This is a genomic window from Halostella pelagica (assembly GCF_004762015.1).
Classification (GTDB): Archaea; Halobacteriota; Halobacteria; order Halobacteriales; family Natronoarchaeaceae; genus Halostella; species Halostella pelagica.
This window is the reverse complement of the sequence record NZ_SJES01000002.1, coordinates 104030-123961: the sequence shown is the minus strand read 5'-3', so window position 1 is coordinate 123961 and position 19932 is coordinate 104030. Positions and strand designations below refer to the sequence as shown.

Sequence of the window (19932 nt, the reverse complement as noted above, 5' to 3'; positions counted from 1 at the left end):
TCGCGGAACGGAAACGGAAAACTCCGGGGCCTCGGGAAAACGGTTCGGTCGGGGTCGGCAGTCCCCGCGTTACAGCGGTCGCGAGGCGAAAACCAACCCGTTTACTGCGTGCGCCGCTTGACGATCCCGACGTTGTTCGCGACTCGTTCGGTCATGTCGCGGAACGCCTGCCCCGTCTCGCTGTCCTCGTCGAGGACGACGGGTTCGCCCTCGTCGCCACCGGTCCGCACCGCGGGGTCGAGCGGGACGGAGCCGAGAAACGGCATCTGGTGTTCCTCGGCGAAGCGCTCGCCGCCGCCCTCGCCGAAGATGGGGTGGTCGCTGCCGCAGTCGGGACATTTGAACGTCGCCATGTTCTCGGCGATGCCGAGGACGGGCGTGTCGTGCTTGCCGAACATCTCCAGCCCTTTGCGGGCGTCGTCCAGCGCGACCTCCTGGGGCGTCGTGACGATGACCGACCCCGCGATGGGGACGCTCTGGAGCAGGGTCAACTGCGTGTCACCAGTGCCCGGCGGCAGGTCGACGACCATGTAGTCGAGGTGTCCCCAGTCGACGTCCTCCCAGAGTTGGGTGAGGATCTTGTGGACCATCGGGCCGCGCCAGATGACGGGGTCGTCCTCGCCGACGAGAAAGGCCATGCTCATCAGCTTCATCCCGAACTGTTCGGGCGGGATGATCGTCTCGTCGGCGGTGGCTTGCGGAACCTCTTCGGCGTCGACCATCCGCGGGACGTTCGGCCCGTACACGTCCGCGTCGAACAGGCCGACCCGCGCGCCCATCTGCGAGAGTCCGGCGGCGAGGTTGACCGCGACGGTGCTCTTGCCGACGCCGCCTTTCCCGCTGGCGACGGCGATGATGTTCTCTACGTCGGGAAGCACTTGCTCCTCTGGCGAGAGCCCCGAGTCGACCTCAGCCGAGAGGTCCGTTTCGAGGCCGGCATCGCCGAGCACCTCGCGCACGCGCTCCGCGATCCGCGTCTCGTTGGGTGAGTACGGCGCGCCGAGCGCCAGCGAGACGTGCGCCGTCTCGTCCTCGACGGTCACGTCGTTGACGAGGTTCAGGGAGACGATGTCGTCGCCGAGGTCCGGGTCCTCCACCTTGCGCAGCAAGTCGAGCACGTCGTCTGCGTTCATGCCCGGTGATAGGCGCGGAAACGCCGATAAGGGTTGCGAACCGTTCACTTGCGTCGCGGCCGACAGTTCCTGGGTTCTCCGTCTTGGTCGCGCGGTCGATTGGGCTTTTCCGTCGACTAGCTCACGTCCGACTCCGATTTGACGGCCTCACCGCGGGCGAAGTCCTCCTGAACCTCGTCGATACGGACCGTCACCCGCTCGCCGAGGGCAGCGTCGGGGACGAGAACGACGAAGTCCTGAACCGTGGCGACGCCGTCGCCTTCCTCCCCGGTGTCCGCTATTTCCACGGTGTACTCCTCTCCTTCTTCCACTGGTACGGGCGTATCGTCTGTGCTCATCGCTCGCCGTACCACGTTCGCGCCAATCAAGGTACGTCCCGGTTAGTTACCAGCCGGCGGGAGCGCCCGGCGGCCGTTCAACCGCGGTCAGGGGAACACTGCTCGGGGTCCGTCTCCGGAGTTGTAATAACAACTGAAACGATTTACACACCGATCGCACAACCGTCGTGCGATCGGGTGTGCAATGACTGTCAGTGGCTACTATCGTTCGAGTCGCTCTCGCCGTCCGCGAACCGCTCGGCCGCCGCCTCGAACTCCTCGCGGGTGTTCAGGTTCTCGAACGTCTCGGTCGACCCGACCGACTCTATCTCGGTTCCCTCCACGACGACGTAGTTCAGGTCGAACAGCGGTTCGAGTATCTTGTGCTCTCCCGCCGCGAGCGCGTCGTCGCACGCGTCGGCCATCGCTTCCGCACGGTAGACGGCCTGAGTGGTCTGGTACCACTGGTCGTCGAGTTGCACCACGGCGGCGTCGTAGTCCGCCGCGCGGTCGAACAGGTACGACGCGATGTCCGGGTCGACGAAGGGCATATCGCAGGCGACGACGAAGGCGTACTCGGTGTCGACGGCGCGCAGGCCGTTCCGGATACCCGCCATCGGCCCCTGGTTGGGATCCGGGTCGACGGCGAAGGAGACGTCGTGATCGTAGCCTCGCATCGCCTCGCGGATCGGTTCGACCTGGTCCTCGCGGCAGTTGACGACCAGCGACTCGACGACGCCCGCGATCCGGTCGGCGACCCGGCGGATCATCGGCGTTCCACCCAGTTCCGCGACGGCCTTGTCTTCTTCGCCGAATCTGGTCGACCGTCCGCCGGCGATTATCACTCCGGTCGGCATCTCTCCCGTCCTTTCTCGCGAAGTGCGTTATCGATTACGATAATCCTTATGCGCAGCGTCAACGTACCGGACGTAGATGGAGTACGACCTACCCGACCGCCTCTTGCGGGTGGATCTCACCGCGGCTACCGTGAGTAGCGAACGGGTGCCGGCGGAGTGGCGTCGCCGATACGTCGGCGGGAAAGGACTCGGGGCCCGCTACCTCTACGAGGAACTCGCCCCCGGAACCGACCCGCTCGGTCCGGCGAACGCGCTTCTGTTCATGCAGGGCCCGCTCTCGGCGGTGTTGCCGGGTGAACCGCGCTATGCGGCGGTCACGAAATCGCCGCTGACCGGCACGTTTCTGGACTCGTACAGCGGCGGCGGCTTCGCCGAACGGCTCTCGGGTGCCCTTGAGGACCATCTCGGACTGCTCGTCACCGGGCGGGCCGACGACCCCGTCAGGGTCGAAGTGACGGACGGCGATGCGACGGTCGCCCGGAGCGACCAGTGGGGCGAAGACGCGGTCGAGACGTGTACCGCTCGTCCGGACGCCGCGGTGGCCTGCGTCGGCCCCGCGGGCGAACAGGAAGTCCAGTACGCGACCATCGCTTCGGACGATGCCGACCACCACGCGGGCAGGGGCGGCGCGGGTGCAGTCATGGGGTCGAAGCGCCTGAAAGCCGTCGTCGCCCGGGGCGACCCGCCCGAGGGGTTCGGCGACCTTCGCGAGCGATACACCGACGACTACCTGAACGCGGATGTCGGCCGGTGGCAGCGCGCCAGCGGCACCGTCGAATCGGTCGAGTTCGCCGACGAGGTCGGCGTCCTCTCTACGCGCGGGTGGCAGGAGAGCGAGTTCGAGAGCGCGGACGCGGTCGGGGTCGCGGCCGTCCGCGAGGCTTCGAGCGGGCGCGAACGCGAGGACGACGACGTGCCCGGCGGCTTCCGCGTCGAGACGGAGTCGGGCGAGTACGTCCCGCGCGGCGGGACCGCGATGTCGCTCGGCGCGGGACTCGGCGTCGGCGAGTTCGACGCCGTCGCCGCGCTCGGTGAAACCTGTGACCGCTTGGGCGTCGACGTCATCAGCGCCGGCAGCGCGGTAGCGTGGGCGGTCCGCGCCAGCGAGGAGGGCGTCCTCGACCGCGACCTCTCGTTCGGGGACGAGGACGGTGCCCGCGTGCTGATAGAGGAAATAGCGTCGCGGTCGACGCCGCTCGGCGACGCGCTCGCTGACGGCGTCGCGGCGGCCGCAGAGCGGTTCGGCGGTGAGGGACTCGTCCCGACCGTGAAAGCGATGGAGCTTCCGGGGTACGACCCCCGCGGGTCCAGAGCGATGGCGCTCGCGTACGCCACCAGCGACCGCGGCGCGTGCCACCGTCGCGCCCGCCCCGTCGAGGAGGAGGTGTTCGGTGACTGGTCCGACGCTGACCGCGTCCGCGCCGTAGTCGCTGAACAGGACCGCCGGTCGCTCGTCTGGAGCCTCGTGGGGGACGACTTCGCCGGCGAGGTGCTCGACGACCTCGCCGCGGAGTGGTTCCGGGCCGCGGGCGAGAGCCGGACGCCGGACGAACTGCGGGCCGCCGGCGAGCGGATCTGGACTCTGGTCCGCCTGTTCAACGTGCGAGAGGGGTTCGACCGCTCGGACGACGAACTCCCGGAGGTACTGACGCGCCCAGTCGACGACTCGGACGGTATCGACCCGGACGCGTTCGACCGGCTCCTCACGCGGTATTACGCGGCCCGCGACTGGGGGTTCGACGGGCGTCCCACACGAGCGCTGTGCGAACGGTTGGATCTCACAGACGCGGTCGACGACGACACGCCCCTCGCGGACGGTCCTGCCGGGGCACCAGAACTATGACAGAACGCATCGACCTCGACGACATCGACGCCGACGACGGGACCGAAGACGGCGAACCGAACCCGGGCGACTGGATCTGGCGGGACGACGGTGACGACGACGCCCCCGTCTCGACGCAGTCCGCCGAGGACGCGCCGGTCGGGCCGTCGTCCTCGGGTGACTCTTCCGTAGACGCTGCCGGTAGCGACTCGACGGACGACCAACCGATATCCGAAGCGGGCGGTGACGGCGTGCCGTCGCCGAGGATCCGAGACGTCGCGGACGGTTCCGACCGCGATGCCGGCCAGGCCTCTGACGCTAGCGGCGAGGCGCGCGTCCCGCACGTCCCGCGGGAGAACCGGGGCGATCCAGTCGGGATCCCGAAGCGGTCCGGCGGAGCGGGTGCCGGGAGCGAGGGCGAGTCTGACGCGACCGCCGCGGCACCGCCGGACGCGGAGGCGAGCGGCCCCCACGGCGGCGGCGTCGACGACATGGTGACTGCGCTGACCTACGAGGCCGCGAAGCGCCTGGCGAACCCCGCCGCGGCCGTCGCCGACGCGAAGGTCTGGTCCGACTGGATCGGTATCGTCGGCGACGTGCCAGCCCACGTCATCGGCACCTTCCAGCGCAACCACGGCGTCGACGCCGACTTCTTCAACGGCACGGGAACGGGCCCGGGCGAACGGCTGGCGGAGATCGACGTGCACTCGATGTTCTACTCGGAGCGCATGGTCGTCGTCGGCGTCGAAGGCGAGGACGAGTACATCGCCGAGCGGGCAGACTGGGAGTTCGTCCCCGTGGCAGACGCGGCGGCGAAGGCGAACTGGGAACTGACGGAGTAACGTCGCCGTTCGGAGAGGTTGGTGAATCGTTTTCACAGTCGACGTGGATCGCTACCGCATGGTGAAGCGATACGCTCTCAGACAGCACCCGGTGCTTCTGGCGGCCGTGTTGCTGCTCGGTGCGTGGCTGATCCTCTCCGCGATGAACGTGTTCGTCTCGATGGGTCAGACGGGGCCGTTCGAGGGGTACGTCGGACACACACCGGCCAGCGGGTGGGCCGGCCTGGCGGTGATAGTGGCGCTGCTCGGATTCCTCGTCGTCCTGTACTCGGAACTGGGCGAGCCTGGTCCGCTCCCCGAGTCGTTTCCGCCGGAGACGGCGCGCGGCGGGGCCGGACAGAGGAGGGTGCACCGTCACACCGACCGGTCCGAGCGGATGGCCTCCGCCCGAACTGACCACGTCGAACCGAAGACGTACTACAAGTGTACCCAGTGCGGAACGGTGTCCGCGTCCGACGAAGCCGTCGCTGAACCGCACGCGCGATACTGCGAAGTCTGCGACGCGGAGACTGAGTGGGTGCCTGCGGAGGGAAGCGGTCCCGTCGACGAAGGGGGGTCGAGGACGTGACGTACTACGAGTGCGCCGAGTGCGGGACGATGGCGTCGTTGCTGGGTGAGAGCGAGCAGGTGCGACCCTGCCCGGTCTGCGACAAGGTGACCCGCTGGGAGGAGTCCTTCGTCGACGAGGACGCGGGGGTGTCGTTTTGACGCTGGCGTTCGAACCCGGCGACCGCTTTCTGGAGGCCGTCGACGACTGGAGCGACCAGCGGATGATGGACCACGAGCAGGCTATCGAGACCAAGGCTGAACAGGCGTTGCTGGAGATCGAACATCTGGTCCGCGACGTCGAGGACCCGGACGACATCGCCTTCGGGGTCGAGGGGACAGAGATCAGACACGACCCGAGCGAGGAACTCGCCGAATTTCTCGACGCCCAGGCCGAAGAGAGCGGCCTCCCGCCAGAGGCCGTCCTGAAACTCCACGTGGACCTGTTCGCCCGCGTCTTCCTCGACGACGACCAGAAGCGGCCGCCGGGTGCGCCGCCGACGTAGCGTCGCCCGCTCAGCCGGAGTTACGCTGTCGGCCCGAGGCGGATGGAGAACCTCGACGCACTGCGATGTCGAATATCGTCGCGAAGGGCCGCCCGCCGGAGTTAGAACATCGGCAGCGCTCGGTACTCGCGGGTCGGGACGTAGAAGTTCGCCCGCGACTCGACGGTGATGAACTCCAGGATGCCGTTGTTCTGCCGGTCACGCACTTTGGTGCTGTCGTCGCGGACGTACCAGCCGTTCATCGCCTTTCGCGTCTTCTCGAAGTCGTCGAGCGACGCCTGGAATGAGAGGAAGTGGACGCCCGCCCGGTTGCCGTCGACGGTGTTGAAGTCCCGCCGAAGGACGATCGGTTCGCCGTCCTCGCGGACCCGGGCCACTTTCTCGTGGTGGCCGACGACGTCGTGTTCGCTCGCGTGGTCTGAGACGGCGTCGCTGAACGGGACGGTGTCGGTGAACTCGTCTACGTCCTCGTCGGAGAACTCCGGGGAGAACATCCGCGCGACGCGCTCGTTCCGGTCGAACCCCTCGAACCAGCGAGTGAGCGACTGGCTCAGGTGGCTCAGATGCATCGTCGTCCCCCCCTCGAACGACCCGGAGTCGATGGTGACGCGGTCCTCGCTGGCCTGCGTGCCGCGCATTCCCGAGCGAAAGCCCATGAACATCCGGTCGGAGTCGGACAGCGGCGGGTCCTCAGGGAACCCTTCGGCGTCCGTGTGCTCGACCGGCAACCCCTCGCCGATGAACCCGGTGCGTCGACCGCTGGTCGAGAACACGTCGCCGAGGCGGTCGTCGACTGAAACGTCGCCGAGAGAGTCCTTCGGACCGAACAGAGCGTTCTCCGCGGCGTCGAGGTGCGACGGAACGTCGCTCGACAGGGCGAGCGCGGCGTCGAAGTCGAGGAGGTCCGGGTCGTCCGTACGCGAGAGTACCTCAGGCCGGCGAACCGGTGTCGCGTCCAGTGCACCCACTCGCTCGAAGTAGTTCGGCCCCCAGGCGAGCAGGTGAAAGAGCCCGTCGGGTCCCCACTCGTACGCGCCTTCGAGAGTTCGCATCGCGCGCTCTATCGTGCGGCCCGTTTCTTTCGACGGCGACGCGCTCAGGTCGAGCAACAGGACCCGGTGATGCCGGGGCAACAGCGGATTGCCGTGCCGGTCTCGCCGGACGAACGACGACTGCGCGTGCTGACGGTTCGGCAGCCCGTCGGCGTGCGGGTTCGGGTCTAATCCGAGGTCGGTCTCCGACCGCGCCGGCCGTAGGAACTGCGAACACCCCGCCAGGCCGACGGCTCCGGCGATACCCGCGATCCGTTCGAGGAGTGTGCGTCGACTTGCCATGCTATCGCTTGACAAGAGTACTGGATCTCGGCGTATAAGCCCGTCGTGTATCACGTTTTCCGAGAGTAGCAAGCGTTTATGCGAATTCACTGCTTGCAACTACGCATGTTACACGCTAGCAGTGGACTTTCATCGGCCGAACTCCCGCTGCCGGCCGACGACGCCGTGACGGTACTGCTCGTGGGATCAGTCGTTCTGGGCATCATCGCGTACGATGCCTACAGGTACCACTGGGGGGCGTAGATGTCCGAGCGCACCGTTGCTCGCGGCGAGCGTCTCGACGGCACGCGGGTCGTCAGGGTCCTCGGATACGCCGTGTACGTGCTCGCGACGCTTCTTGCCCTATCGCTGTTGACCGTCGGCACCATCGCCATCATCGCGGAACTGAAAGGAACCTGGCACTGGGCGATCCACCTCCAGTCAACTGTCAGTTACGTCGGACTGTTCATCTCGTACCTGTTGACCGCCCTCGTCCCGCTTTTCGGACTCTTGCTCGTCTCGCGGTGGTGGGTCGACGATGCGTAGCCTGACGCGAGTCTGCCGGGTGGGAACCGTTCTCTCGGCAACGGCGCTGTTGCTGGTAGTCGCCCTCGTCGGTCTCGTCGCGTTCGTCGCGGAGATGCACGCGACGTGGACCTGGTACTTCCGCATGGAACGGACCATCTCGGCGGCGACGCCCGTCGCGATGTGGCTGCTCGGTTCGTCGCTCGTATTTCTGTTCGGCACCGTGGCGACGGCGAGATACGAGAACGGATAGATATCCACCTCTTATCCGCCAGAACCCAGTCGTTCGACGGCGCTACCCACCTTCGATGAGGTCCGTGAACCGCTCCAGGCGCTCGTCGTCGGCGAGTCGAACCATATCGCCCTCTTGGTCGTACCGTGCTATTCCTGCACTGTCCAGTTTCGGAAGATGATTGTGGTAGAGCGAGAGGTAGATCCGCTTTACGTCCTCCGCGGGGATCTCGGTGATCGGCGACCCGTTCTCCCGGACGGCGATCTCGTCAGCGAGGTCGGCCAGTGCCATCGGTCCCTCGTACTCCCGCAAACAACGGATCGCGTACCGGCGGCGAGTGTGAGAGAGGCACTCGAAGACCGCGTCTACGTCTCCGTGTGATTGATAGACGTTCGTCATATCACTGGGTAATTCCTCGTAACCCAAGAGAACAAGGGTTGTATATTCACCCCATTCACCGGTCCGAAAGCGCTCTCTACTGTGGATCGTCTCTCGACGGGTAGTTGATAGTTAACGTACTCGAAATCAGGTTCCGGTGGCCGGTGTGAAACCGCTTCGACAACGCCTGCTGCGAGAGATCCATCCGGTTCGCGAGTTCGCTCATCGTCACCTGTTGAGGCACCTCGTAGTACCCCTCTTCGAGCGCAGTCACCAGCGTCTCACGCTGTTTCGTCGTCAGGTCGTACTGGACGCTCGCCATCGGCTGTTCCTGTTCCTTGAGTTCGTTGAGTTCGAAGGTGATGTCGTTCTCGTCGCAGTACTCCTGGAAATCCGAGAGCCGACTGCGGTCGTCGAAACGTATCCGCAGTTCCCAGGTTTCGTCTCTCGCGACGGCCCGCAGGATCGTCGCTCCGATCTCGACGTACGCGTAGACGATCGTCTCGACGTTTTCCGTCCACTCCGCGCGGTAGAGCCTCCCGTCGTCGATCTCGTCGATTTTGGCGACGTTCTTCACCGACTCGTCCTCCCGGAACGCGTCTTCGAACTCCGATTGTTCGAGGCCGCTGACCCAGAAGTACGGCATGACTTTGTCTTGCATCGTCGCGACGACGCGCTCTATCTCGACTATCATCTCCGGTACCGCCGTCAGGGTGTGAGGGAGCGCAAAGTCGTCTGAAGGAACGGTGAACTCCGCGATGACACTCATATCCACGGGGTTCGGTATCGAGTAGAATAAGGGCCGTGGAAGAACGGGATTTGTGCTCTCTTCCGATACCGGCGTCGATAACTGTTGTCTGACCGCCGGTCCGCGCTTCGAAACGGCTGTCCAGTCAGGAAACCCACTCCAGTTTCGGAGCCGTTTGGTACGGACTGTTGTAAGTCATTTCCGGAGGGCACCGACACGGGAACGACGCATACCGGTTCACAGTTACAACAGTCCGTATGAGCGACTCCCGTTTCGTCTCGCGGCCGGCAGCCTGGGGCGTATCCTCCGCACCGCCGCGGGTCGAAAGCGGTGACTCGCGGACTGCGCCGCTGTCGCTACGGTGCCATCTGTGCGGTGAGTTCGTCCTCGAAGGCGACGACGCCCTCGGTGATGTCCGCCGCGGCGAGGTAGAGGTCCGACTCCGTCTCCTCGCGCACGTCAGCGGCGAACTCGTCTATCCACTCCAGTAGATGTTCGTCGAGGAAAACCCGTTCGTAGCCGAACGCCTCGGCCTCACCGCGGCGCTGGCGTCGGATCAGGTGTCTGAGAAAGGCGAGTTCGACCGCGACGAAATCGTTCTCCTCGGGGTAGTCCTCCGGCGGTTCCCACCCGACGGCGTGATAGCTCTCCTCGACTTCGGCGAGTCCCTCCCCGATGTACTCCGTGTCGTCGCGGTAGTACGTCTCGTGGGGGGTGATGACGGGCCTGAGACCGACGAACAGGCGCGTGTACTCGGTTGTCAACTCGTCCTCCACGTCGCGTATCGGTCGGTCCTCGTTGTCCTCGACGAACCGTTCGAGCGCGGCGAACCCCTCGTCCAGCGACGGGTGGACCTCGTCGTCGGGAACCGTCACCCCAGAGAACAGGTCAGTCAGGAACGCCTCGTTCGGCGCGTCGCCGAGCGAGTCGACGGCGAAGTCGAACAGTTCGAGTCGTGCCTCGTAGACGGAGTCGGTGTTCATGTGTCGAAGTGGAGTCTGGCACGGCAGTCGTTACAGTACTCGAACACGCTGTGTTCCGAGTCCGGCGCGATACCCTCGACCCGCTCGCCGACCGCCGCCTTCACCTTCTCGGCCGAACCGACGCTCGTGAACTCGCGACCGCAGCGGCGACAGGACAGTATCTCACCGTCGTACACCGTCATCCACGCCGGATCGTTCGATTCGGCGTCCGCGTCTGTGACGGCCTCTCGATTCTCGGGCAGCAACGACAGGTCCAGTCCGTCGCGCATCGTGATGGCTCCCTCCGGACAGCCGTCCTCGCAGAGCCCGCAGTTCACGCAGCGTTCGTGGTCGAACTGCAGGTCGCTCCCCTCTCTGCGGATCGCGTCCGTCGGACACATGTTCGTACACGTAGGCGTCAGCGCGCAGTCGTCGGATACCTCCATCCAGCCGAAATCCGATAGCCCTCGGATCACGTCGCGGTCAGGATCGGTGTGGTCGACTATCGCCCGGACGCTCTCCAGCGCCCACCCGTGATTGTCGAACGGCGGCGTCTCTCGTCCGTCGTCTACGTCGCCGGTCGCGACGTGTTCGCCCGCGGGAACCGGGGAGTCGTCGAGCCCGTTTACGAACGCGGAGAGGGCGTCGACGAACCCGTCTGGGTCGCGGGGGTCGGGCGCGAAGAAGTCGACGCGTTCGCCCAGCCCGAGGTCGCGACACGCTGCGTTGACGCTGTCGACCAGTGTCGCCTTCGGATCGGGGCCGGAGTGGAGACAGGATCCGCCGCATCCGACGACGGCAACCCCGTCGGCCCCGCTCGCGAGCGCGTGGAGCGCGTGGGCCTCGCCGACCGTGTCCGTACAGTCGACCCGGACCGGCAACACCGGCGGATACGAGAGGTCCCGTCCCGCCGCGGAAAGGCGGCCGTACTCCCGAACGGCGTCGTCGGCGCGTTCCGAGCAGACGAACGTGACGACCTGCTCGCCGATGGGGTCGTCGCCGCCGAACAGACCGCCGGATTCGCGGGGCCGGACGAGCGCCTCGACTTCGCGGGCGATCCGTTCGTTCGAGGGGTCCCGCAACCGGACCGCGCCGGTGGGACAGGAACTAGTGCAGGCCCCGCAGTCCTGGCAGGCGACGGGGTCGAACTCGACCTCGTCGATACGGGGTCGTTCGACCGCACCGTGCGGACAGGCCTCTACGCACTCGTTGCATCCGCGCTTGCTCGACGCCCCGGACGCGCAGACGTCCATGTCGATGTCCAGATGCTGCGGTTTTTCCAGGCCGCCGAGTAGCCGTTCGACCGCCGCGACGGTCCCAGCGTCGACGGGACCAGTATAAAACCCGAGACGCCCGCCGCGGTCGGCGGACGTCGCGGCGGGGTAGATCACCTGGTCCGCTTCGATAGCGCGTTCGACGCCGTCCATCTCGATGGCGTTCGTCGGACAGCACTCCGTCCACTCTCCGTCGGGGGCGTCGGGTACGATGTCGACGGGAACGCGTGCGACCATGCCGTCCGGCCCTTCGCGGACGCAGTCCATACAGGAGATGCAGTCTTCGGTGACCCGGGCTTCGACGGTCACCTCGAACTCGCCGTATTCGCCGTCGACGCGGGTGACCCGGCCTCGTTCGACAGTCACGTCGTCTAAGTTTGCGTCCACTCCCGCGTATTCGCCGCCGTTTGCGATCAGCGTTATCTCCGCGTCACCGGTCGACCCCGTATCCCCCGCCAGTGCGCTGGCGGTTTTCGCGTCGCCGACGACGACCACGTCGTTTCCGGCGTCGCGAGAGACCGAACGGGACACCGGTTCCTCTCGCAGGCCGGCGTGACGGGCGGTCAGCATTCGCGCCGTCTTCTCCGACGCCGCGTCTCTCCCGTGTACCCATCCGGCGCTCTCGCGGTGGTCGACGAAGTCGACCGCTTCGGGGTGGAGATCATGCTCGTCAGCGAGGCCGCGTAACCGGCGCTTGCATCCGTCGTCGACCGCGGTGACGAGCAACTGGTCCAGGTCGTGTTCGTCTATCACCTGCGACATCGCTGGTAGGCCGTCATCGCAGAGATGGCTCGAACTCGCGACTACGTCGACGCCTTCGACACTGTCCCGCGCTTCCTCCGGGTCTACGGCGCACCCGTCCCCGCAGGCGCAGACGAAAGCCCCCGTGTTCATGTGCCACAGTGATACTACTTCTCAGGGCAAGTATGTTACGAATGGTCAAAAATCAGAACACAATAGATCGAACGGGCAGAATTTTAAAAATGAGAATGGTAAGGGAGAAGTGGTATAAATTAATATTATTCTATATAAACTCGGCAAAAGTGTACATAAATAAGGTCAAACACGTATTCTCTCGACAAAATTGGTGAAGACTCTTACGCGCTCCAGTTGATCTTCTAAGTCATGCCCATAGTTACCGTGCCGAACCGAACGGCCGGGCGACGGGGGTCGGTACCGTGAGCAACGAACCAGTGCAACTCGACCTCGATCGACGGTCGTTCATGAAGGCGAGCGCGCTCGCCGGAGCGGTCGCCATCGGTGGCGGAGCGGCGGGGCACGTTCTCGCTCAGGAGGGCGAAGACGAGACGCCGGACGGTGCCCTCGGCGAGAACGAGACCGTTAACTCGGTGTGTAACTACTGCGCCGTCGGCTGCGGTTTCAAGGGCGAGCGACGGGGGAACGCGTTCGTCGGTCAGGAGCCCTGGTTCGAGAACCCGATCAACAACGGGTCGGTCTGTGCGAAAGGGGCGAGCATCTACGAAACCGAACACTCCGACAAGCGGGTCAAACACCCGCTACAGCGCGTCGACGGCGAGTGGCAGAAGATCACGTGGGAACAGGCGTACAGCACTATCGTCGGCGAGATAGAGCGGATCTGGGACGAGTACGGCCGAGATAGCATCTACTGGCTCGGCAGCGCTCACCACTCCAACGAGGAGGCGTACGCGCTTCGCAAACTGATCTCCTTTATGGGGACGAACAACGTCGACCATCAGGCACGGATCTGCCACTCGCCGACTGTCGCCGGCCTCGCGAACACGTGGGGCTACGGCGCGATGACGAACACGATCAACGACTACCGCAACTACGACCTGGACATCATCATCGGACAGAACCCCGCCGAGGCCCACCCGATCGCGATGCAGCACATCCTCGAAGGGCAAAAGCGCGGCGGGACGCTGATCGTCGTGGAACCGCGGTTCACCAAGACCGCTGCCCACGCCGACCAGTTCTACCGGCTTCGGTCCGGCACTGACACGGCGTTCATGCTCGGACTGATCAACTACCTCCTCAACAACGACGCGCTCGACCGGAACCACATCGAGGGGCGGGTCAACGGGTGGCCCGACGTCGAAGCCGAACTGGAGAACTACGACCTCGAAACGGTGTCTGACATCACCTGGATCAGCGAGGAGTCGATCGAGGAGGTCGGCGATCTCATCATCGAGAACATGCCCAACGTCCAGATAGAGTGGGCGATGGGCGGCACCCAACACACCAACGGCACGCAGAACATCCGCGCCCACGCCATCACTGCGCTGGCGACGGGCGGTATCGGCCGTGCGGGCGGCGGATTGCAGGTCATGCGGGGACACGCGAACATCCAGGGGACGACCGACCTCGGGCCGAACGCTCACATCCTGCCGGGGTACTACTCCGTCTCGTCGGTGGACTCGTGGCGGCACTGGGCGAACGTCTGGACGAAGAGCCCGTACACGGAGGGGGAGGTCAGCTTCGAGGACCTGTACGAGAAGTTCGACCACATGCCCGAGGAACTCTGGCAGGAGCAGGCCGGCGGCGGCGACGCCGTCATCGGCGACCCGGGCGATCAGGAGGACGACACCTCGATGATGTTCCAGAACGGTCTGACCGTCTCTCGATGGTACGAGTCCGCGCTGGACCAGGAGGACCGCCTGATCGAGTCCACGCTCTATCAGCCCGAGAAGACGAAGATGGCCGTCTTCCAGGGGCATTCGGCGAACTCACTGACCGAGATGGACCGGATGAAACAGGCGATGGAGGCGCTCGACCTCCTCGTCGTCATCGATATGTTCCCGTCGGTGGCGTCCGTGATGGCCGAGCGGGACGACGGCGTCATCTTCCTGCCCTGTGCCAGTCCGTACGAACACGCCGGTAGCGTGACCAACTCTCACCGCTCCGTTCAGTGGAAGGAGCCGGTTCGGCCGCCGGGGCACAACACCCGACCCGACCTCCAGATCATCCAGCAACTCGCCGACCGTCTCGGGTTCGGCGAACACTTCAACTGGGGTCCGGGGCCGGAACTGTACAACGGCACGGAGTCCTACGAGGATGTGATGCGGGAGATCAACCTGGGTGTCCGCACCATCGGCTACCAGATGTCGCCCGAGCGGTTGCAGGCCCAGCAGGAGTACGACGAGGTGTTCAGTACCGAGGATCTGCAGGCGAAAGCCGGGCCGTACGAGGGCGAGTTCTGGCAACTGCCGTGGCCGTGCTGGGGGACCAGCCCGAACGAAAACGTCCCCGACCACCCCGGCACCCCAATCATCTGGCGCGACCGGTTGGACCCGCGAGAGGGGGGCCACGACTTCCGCGCACGGTGGGGAACTGAAGCTCCCAGTCCAGACAACTGGGAGACCGTCCGCGGCGAAAGCGGGTTCCCGGCCGAGGAGTACCCGCTCAGCGAGACGTACGACCAGCAGGGAGACGAGGGACTGGACATGCTCCGGAGTTCCTACCAGCCCGACTGGTGGGATAGCGAGGTCGAGGGCGTCCCGCAGTACCCCGGGTTCGCGAACACGCTTCCGGCGGACCCCTCGAACTCCGACCAGATGGCCGGTCCGGTCCGGTACGCGCTGAACCCGGCGCGGTCGCCGTACGACGCCGCACAGGACTTTCAGGACCGGTTCATCACTGACCTCGACCCCGCCGACTACGAGGAGTACCAGAACCGACAGCCCGACCCGCCGACCGGCCGCGGTCGGGCGCGTGCCGTCGCGTGGAACTTCTACGACCCCGTCCCGATCCACCGCGAACCGATCGAAAGCCCGCGTCCCGATCTGGCCGATGAGTGGCCAGCGTTCGGCCCGCAGACGAACCTCTATCGCCTCGACCAGGACAACCGCGCCGTTCAGGAGCAGGCCACACAAGAGGCACAGGATCAGGGGTTCGAGACGATCATGACAACGGGCCGGCAGGTCGAACACCAGGGCGGCGGCGCGGAGACGCGGAACAACGTATTCACCGCCGACCTGCAGCCGCACATGTACGCGGAGATCCATCCGGACCTCGCCGAGGAGATCGGCGACGGCATCGACGGCGGAGACTTGGTCGTCGTCTCGACGACAAACCGAGGGTCCGTCCTCGTCAAGGCCCGCGTCACCCGGCGCGTGAACGACCGCGAGGTGTTCCTCCCGTACCACTGGGGCGGCGTCTACAAGGGGCAGGACCTCTCGGACCGCTACCCGGACGGCCTCACGCCGCTGGCTATCGGCGACAGTGTCAACATCATCACGTCTCCCGGGTACGACTCCGAAACCCAGATGCAGGAGACGAAACCCGCGCTGGTGAACGTCCGTCAGGCGACCGAGGACCTGCTGAACGAACTAAACATGGACACGCACCTGCTTAACGAGGGCTTCCCGCAGGACGAAGCCGGTCTCGGCCGACAGAAGACGTACGACGTCAGGGACCGCCCGAACGACAGCCATTAACAATGTCAACTGACCAAGAATCCCAGGACCGACAGGTGATGAGACAGAGCGTCTTCAGCACCGGCGAAGGGACGCGAATCTTCCCGGACGTGGAGGCGTGTATCGACTGTGGCGGTTGCTACGTCGCCTGCAAGCGCACGTGGGACATCCCGCGCGACGAGCAACGGATCAGCATCTCGACGATGCTGGAAGGCCAGATGGCGGAGGACACCGAGAACAACCCGCGGAGCGGGGCGGCCATGAGCGAGGGGCAAGACCCGGGCGAAACCAGCGTTCCGATGCAGTGTTACCACTGCGACAACGCGCCCTGCGTCTCCGTCTGCCCGACGGACTCGCTGTTCAAGAACCCGGATAACCGATACGTCGAGGTGCGCGACGACCTCTGTATCGGCTGCCAGTACTGCCTCTCGGGGTGTCCGTTCGGCGCGCCGCAGTTTCCCGAGTCGAACGACGGGGGAGCCGAGTTAGCGGGCAGCGGCGGTATCATGGACAAATGCACCATGTGCGAGGAGCGCCAGCTAGAGTCCGGAAAGGGCCCCGCCTGCGCGGAGGAGTGCGCCACCGACGCCATTCTCGTCGGGACGGCCGACCAGATCGCCGAGGAACTCGACCGCCGCGGCGAGGCGTCCTTTTTCAACGACGAGGCGCTCGAGATCATCTTCGGCGACGACGCGGAGGCGTTCGACCGATGAGCGGGACGTCCGACGACCGGGACCGGGATCCGGACCGGCCACCGGACGACCGTGAAGGGGGGACGCCGCACAGCGACGCGACCGACCAGCGGGACCGAGAGGCGGGGACCGACCCGTCCTCTCGCTCGGAGCACGAACCGGTCCGGGAGATGCCGCACAAGGAGCGGCCCCGGAACTACACGGACCCGGACAGTCGCCTGACCGACCGCCTTGCGGTCCTCATCAGCGCCCTCGTCGGCCTGATAGTGACCGGGCTCGCGTACTGGTGGGCGCAGTCGCAGGCGATATTCACCGAGGAACTGTACCGCGTCCAGCCGACGGTTGAGGAGCGCGGTATCGGCGCGGACTGGGTGCAGGGAAACACCGACCCGGCGCTAGACGCGATGATCGCCATCATCCACGCGGCGGACGCCCTCATGGGCCTCGGCATCCTCGTGATAGTGTTTCTCCACTGGGCCGCGTTCCGTCGCCTCGCGTCGCAGATGCGCCAGCCCGGCGAAACGCGCCGGTCGGATGCCGTCGCCGCCGACGGCGGTGCGGAGGCGGACGGTGAGCGCGGAGGTGACGCCGGATGACCAGCCTCGACCACGGGAAGTTCACCCGGGTCACGACCCTGTTTCACTCGCTGCTGGCGCTAGACGTGTTCCTGCTGTTTTTCACCGGATACGCCATCATGTTCAACGACGAACTCTGGTGGCTGGTCGAGGCGACCGGCGGGAGCAGCGGCGTGGTCGCGGTACATCGCATCGCCGGCCTCGGACTGATCGCGTTGACTATATTCTGGATGACGCTGCTTCTCATCACGCCCGGCGGTCGAGATAACTTCGGTGCTGTACTCCCCGGAACTGACGATATCGAGGCCGCGGTACAGGACGTGAAGTTCGCGCTGGGGTACGCGGACGAGCGCCATCCCAACGCCCGCCAGTTCGCCGGCTACAAGGCCGACGAGGTCCCACTGCTGTCGTACGTCGGGAAAGGCGTCGTCTGGATATTCGCGGTCGAACTGACGCTGCTCATGATCTCCGGCCTGCTCATCTGGAGCAAGACCGGCCTCGTCGGGTTCTTCCAGACGAAGGCGTCGGCCATGGCGTTCGTCGTGTTCCACGGTCTCCTCGGTATCATCATGCTGATGGGCGTGATGTTCCACATCTTCGAACACGGCGCGCACCCGGCGTTCTACCCGGTCGAACTCAAGGCGTTCCTCCCGAAAGACATCACCCCGGAGTATCACGCCGACGAGGACCACGACACCACCGGCATCGAGAACCTCGAACTCTCGCCGACGTGGAACTGGGCGGCCAACCTGCTCGGTCTCCTCACCGTCATCGGCATCGTCAGCGTGCTGATCGGAAGCATCTTCGACGAAGGGTATCCCATACCGAGGGAGTTGGCAGTCGGCGGCGGTCCGACGAACCTGTTGCTCACTATCGGGATCAACATCGGCATTCTCGTGCTGTTCATCGGCCTCGTACTGTCGATGTACGGAAACGTCATGCGCCGGCGGTACGAGCGCCAGATCGCCGAGGAGCGACGCCAACCCCCGACCGCGACGGACGGAGGTGACGCCGGTGACGACTGACCGCCGTCACTCGTCCGGCGGAGCGTCTCCGACCGGATCTACGGGGGTGACGTGACCGATGGTGAGCGTGATCTGGGAGGCGATGGGTGTCCTCGCCGTGCTGTTGGCGATAGCGGGACTGCTGTACGTTCTCGGGCTGTCGGGCACGGCCGGTGACGACGACAACGGCCCGAGGTGGTCCGGCGTACTGGTGGGACTCGTCGTCGCGGCGTTCCTGCTAGCGATGATTGTCCCGCTCGTGATGTGACCGCCGACGGTCGGCGAGCGGTCCGCCGGCTAAAATATATTTTAGCTAACATATATCCCCGCCCGTCCCCGAGACATCTGTATGGCAAGACAGTCGCACGGACCCGACGCAGGTGAGAAGAACCAGATCGCAAAGACCGGGACGACTACCGTCGGCTTGACCGCGACTGACGGCGTCGTACTAGCGGCCGACCGGCGGGCGAGTCTCGGCGGGCGATTCGTGGCGAACAAGGACGTATCGAAGATCGAACAGGTACATCCGACGGCCGCGATGACCATCTCCGGGTCCGTCGGGGACGCGCAGGCTGTCCTCCGACAGCTCCGCGCCGAGGCGTCGCTGTACGAGACGCGACGCGGACGCCCCCTGTCGATGGACGCGCTGGCGCGGGTTACGGGCGACACGCTCCGCGGCCGCCCGGTTACACCGGTCCTCGGCGGTGTGGACGACGACGGCGCGCACGTCTACGACCTGGATGGCGGCGGTGGCGTGATGGAAGACGCGTACGCGTCGACCGGGAGCGGGATGCAACTCGCGTACGGCGTATTGGAACGGCAGTACGATCCGGACGCCTCGGTTTCGGAGGCAGTCGCGGTCGCCGCGAACGCCGTCGCCGCCGCCAGCGAGCGCGATACGGCCAGCGGCAACGGCGTCCTCGTCGCTCGCGTCACGGCCGACGGCGTCGCGACTGCGACCTACGACGACCCGGCGGAGGTGGCGTAGATGGACGGACACGAACAGACCGCGTACGACCGCGGCGTGACCGTGTTCTCGCCGGACGGCCGCCTCTACCAGGTCGAGTACGCCCGCGAGGCCGTCACCCGAGGTCAACCCGTCGTCGGCGTCACGCACGGCGACGGTGTCGTCCTCGCCGCGAACGGCACGCGTCGCTCGCCGCTACAGGAACCGGATAGCATCGAAAAACTGCACGCTGTCGACGACCACGTGGGAGTCGCGACTGCCGGTCACGTCGCGGACGCGCGTCGCCTCGTCGATCAGGCTCGCGTTACCGCCCAGCGCGAACGACTGAGATACGGCGAACCGATGGCCGTCGAAGCGCTCGCCAAATCGCTCGCGGACGCCGTCCAGGAGACGACCCAGACCGGCGGCGCGAGACCGTTCGGTGCGGCGCTTCTGGTCGCTGGCGTCGACGAGAACGGCCCGGCGTTGTACGAGGTCGACCCGTCCGGGACCCCGACAGCGTGGCGGGCCACAGCGGTCGGCGGCGACGGCACACTGATCGACCACCTCGAAACGGAGTACGCCGACGAACTCGACGAGAGCGCGGCTGTCGATACGGCGCTCGGGGCGATTCGAGAGAGTACGGAAGCGGATCTGTCGGCGGTCAACCTCGACATCGCGACGGTGACTGCGGACGGGTACGACGCCCTCAGCCGTGACGAACGACGCGACGCCGTCGGCAGCTAATCGGGCCGAGTCGGGAACTCATACTGTCGGCTGTAAGTACGTGAAGACTGCGAGGCAAGTATGGCCGTGTTACTTGCTTACACCCTGTTTGCTGTCGAACCACTGTTCGACGAATTACA

Annotated in this window: 23 protein-coding genes; 15 read left to right on the top strand and 8 right to left on the bottom strand. The window is 65.7% G+C overall.

The annotated features are described in order from the left end of the window. Positions 1-101: 101 nt before the first annotated feature. The 3 genes from EYW42_RS05060 to EYW42_RS05050 all read right to left on the bottom strand — a co-directional run bounded on the left by EYW42_RS05060 (position 102) and on the right by EYW42_RS05050 (position 2307). Positions 102-1133 (bottom strand): Mrp/NBP35 family ATP-binding protein, encoded by a 1032-nt coding sequence (locus EYW42_RS05060; RefSeq protein WP_135534174.1) that lies wholly within the window; start codon positions 1131-1133, stop codon positions 102-104. A gap of 116 nt (positions 1134-1249) precedes the next feature. Then, a complete protein-coding gene (locus EYW42_RS05055; protein ID WP_135534173.1) occupies positions 1250-1471 on the bottom strand; it encodes a TRAM domain-containing protein in 222 nt (73 codons plus the stop codon). A 191-nt stretch (positions 1472-1662) separates the two neighbouring features. Then, complete coding sequence (locus EYW42_RS05050) at positions 1663-2307, bottom strand: molybdenum cofactor guanylyltransferase (protein ID WP_135534172.1); 645 nt, start codon at positions 2305-2307, stop codon at positions 1663-1665. Positions 2308-2383: 76 nt separating this feature from the next. Here EYW42_RS05050 and EYW42_RS05045 point away from each other — a divergent pair, with 76 nt between their 5' ends. From EYW42_RS05045 to EYW42_RS05030, 5 genes are read left to right on the top strand one after another with little or no spacing between them, the layout of a single operon-like run. Beyond that, positions 2384-4150, top strand: coding sequence for an aldehyde ferredoxin oxidoreductase family protein (locus EYW42_RS05045; protein ID WP_135534171.1), 1767 nt, complete (start codon positions 2384-2386; stop codon positions 4148-4150). Further along, entirely contained in the window at positions 4147-4971 is an 825-nt protein-coding gene (locus EYW42_RS05040; RefSeq protein WP_135534170.1) for a DUF7124 domain-containing protein, read from the top strand. The genes EYW42_RS05045 and EYW42_RS05040 overlap by 4 nt, the downstream gene beginning before the upstream one ends. 58 nt (positions 4972-5029) lie before the next feature. Then, positions 5030-5539 (top strand): hypothetical protein, encoded by a 510-nt coding sequence (locus EYW42_RS19740; protein WP_202613815.1) that lies wholly within the window; start codon positions 5030-5032, stop codon positions 5537-5539. Then, a complete protein-coding gene (locus EYW42_RS19420; RefSeq protein ID WP_161972910.1) occupies positions 5536-5679 on the top strand; it encodes a hypothetical protein in 144 nt (47 codons plus the stop codon). The genes EYW42_RS19740 and EYW42_RS19420 overlap by 4 nt, the downstream gene beginning before the upstream one ends. Beyond that, positions 5676-6023, top strand: coding sequence for a hypothetical protein (locus tag EYW42_RS05030; RefSeq protein WP_135534169.1), 348 nt, complete (start codon positions 5676-5678; stop codon positions 6021-6023). The genes EYW42_RS19420 and EYW42_RS05030 overlap by 4 nt, the downstream gene beginning before the upstream one ends. A 101-nt stretch (positions 6024-6124) precedes the next feature. Here EYW42_RS05030 and EYW42_RS05025 read toward each other — a convergent pair whose 3' ends face one another. Further along, positions 6125-7357 (bottom strand): DUF7405 family protein, encoded by a 1233-nt coding sequence (locus EYW42_RS05025; protein WP_135534168.1) that lies wholly within the window; start codon positions 7355-7357, stop codon positions 6125-6127. A 105-nt stretch (positions 7358-7462) separates the two neighbouring features. Between EYW42_RS05025 and EYW42_RS19735 the strand changes: the two genes are divergently transcribed. Genes EYW42_RS19735 through EYW42_RS05015 form a run of 3 tightly spaced genes read left to right on the top strand, consistent with a single transcriptional unit; the run spans position 7463 to position 8114 of the window. Then, a complete protein-coding gene (locus tag EYW42_RS19735) occupies positions 7463-7600 on the top strand; it encodes a hypothetical protein (RefSeq protein ID WP_168192958.1) in 138 nt (45 codons plus the stop codon). Further along, complete coding sequence (locus EYW42_RS05020; protein ID WP_237561281.1) at positions 7601-7882, top strand: hypothetical protein; 282 nt, start codon at positions 7601-7603, stop codon at positions 7880-7882. It begins immediately after the preceding gene. After that, a complete protein-coding gene (locus EYW42_RS05015) occupies positions 7875-8114 on the top strand; it encodes a hypothetical protein (RefSeq protein ID WP_135534167.1) in 240 nt (79 codons plus the stop codon). Before EYW42_RS05020 ends, EYW42_RS05015 begins: the two co-directional genes overlap by 8 nt. Positions 8115-8156: 42 nt before the next feature. Here the strand turns inward: EYW42_RS05015 and EYW42_RS05010 are convergent, their stop codons facing one another. The 4 genes from EYW42_RS05010 to EYW42_RS04995 all read right to left on the bottom strand — a co-directional run bounded on the left by EYW42_RS05010 (position 8157) and on the right by EYW42_RS04995 (position 12349). Beyond that, positions 8157-8492 (bottom strand): DUF7344 domain-containing protein, encoded by a 336-nt coding sequence (locus EYW42_RS05010; RefSeq protein ID WP_135534166.1) that lies wholly within the window; start codon positions 8490-8492, stop codon positions 8157-8159. A 76-nt stretch (positions 8493-8568) separates the two neighbouring features. Then, the gene (locus tag EYW42_RS05005) at positions 8569-9240 is read right to left on the bottom strand and encodes a helix-turn-helix domain-containing protein (RefSeq protein ID WP_135534165.1); all 672 of its coding nucleotides are present in this window, start codon (positions 9238-9240) and stop codon (positions 8569-8571) included. 335 nt (positions 9241-9575) lie between these two features. After that, the gene (locus tag EYW42_RS05000) at positions 9576-10202 is read right to left on the bottom strand and encodes a TorD/DmsD family molecular chaperone (protein ID WP_135534164.1); all 627 of its coding nucleotides are present in this window, start codon (positions 10200-10202) and stop codon (positions 9576-9578) included. Beyond that, positions 10199-12349 (bottom strand): 4Fe-4S dicluster domain-containing protein, encoded by a 2151-nt coding sequence (locus EYW42_RS04995; protein ID WP_135534163.1) that lies wholly within the window; start codon positions 12347-12349, stop codon positions 10199-10201. The genes EYW42_RS05000 and EYW42_RS04995 overlap by 4 nt, the downstream gene beginning before the upstream one ends. Positions 12350-12633: 284 nt before the next feature. Here EYW42_RS04995 and EYW42_RS04990 point away from each other — a divergent pair, with 284 nt between their 5' ends. The 7 genes from EYW42_RS04990 (at position 12634) to EYW42_RS04960 (ending at position 19813) form a co-directional block, all read left to right on the top strand. Further along, the gene (locus EYW42_RS04990) at positions 12634-15870 is read left to right on the top strand and encodes a formate dehydrogenase subunit alpha (RefSeq protein ID WP_237561280.1); all 3237 of its coding nucleotides are present in this window, start codon (positions 12634-12636) and stop codon (positions 15868-15870) included. A gap of 38 nt (positions 15871-15908) precedes the next feature. After that, a complete protein-coding gene (locus tag EYW42_RS04985; protein ID WP_375137124.1) occupies positions 15909-16562 on the top strand; it encodes a 4Fe-4S dicluster domain-containing protein in 654 nt (217 codons plus the stop codon). Beyond that, complete coding sequence (locus tag EYW42_RS04980) at positions 16559-17137, top strand: hypothetical protein (RefSeq protein WP_237561279.1); 579 nt, start codon at positions 16559-16561, stop codon at positions 17135-17137. The genes EYW42_RS04985 and EYW42_RS04980 overlap by 4 nt, the downstream gene beginning before the upstream one ends. Next, positions 17134-18141, top strand: coding sequence for a cytochrome b/b6 domain-containing protein (locus EYW42_RS04975; protein ID WP_135534161.1), 1008 nt, complete (start codon positions 17134-17136; stop codon positions 18139-18141). Before EYW42_RS04980 ends, EYW42_RS04975 begins: the two co-directional genes overlap by 4 nt. Positions 18142-18199: 58 nt before the next feature. Continuing rightward, the gene (locus tag EYW42_RS04970; protein ID WP_135534160.1) at positions 18200-18388 is read left to right on the top strand and encodes a hypothetical protein; all 189 of its coding nucleotides are present in this window, start codon (positions 18200-18202) and stop codon (positions 18386-18388) included. 81 nt (positions 18389-18469) lie between these two features. Further along, positions 18470-19108, top strand: coding sequence for a proteasome subunit beta (locus tag EYW42_RS04965; protein WP_135534159.1), 639 nt, complete (start codon positions 18470-18472; stop codon positions 19106-19108). Next, complete coding sequence (locus tag EYW42_RS04960) at positions 19109-19813, top strand: archaeal proteasome endopeptidase complex subunit alpha (protein ID WP_135534158.1); 705 nt, start codon at positions 19109-19111, stop codon at positions 19811-19813. Positions 19814-19932: the final 119 nt, after the last annotated feature.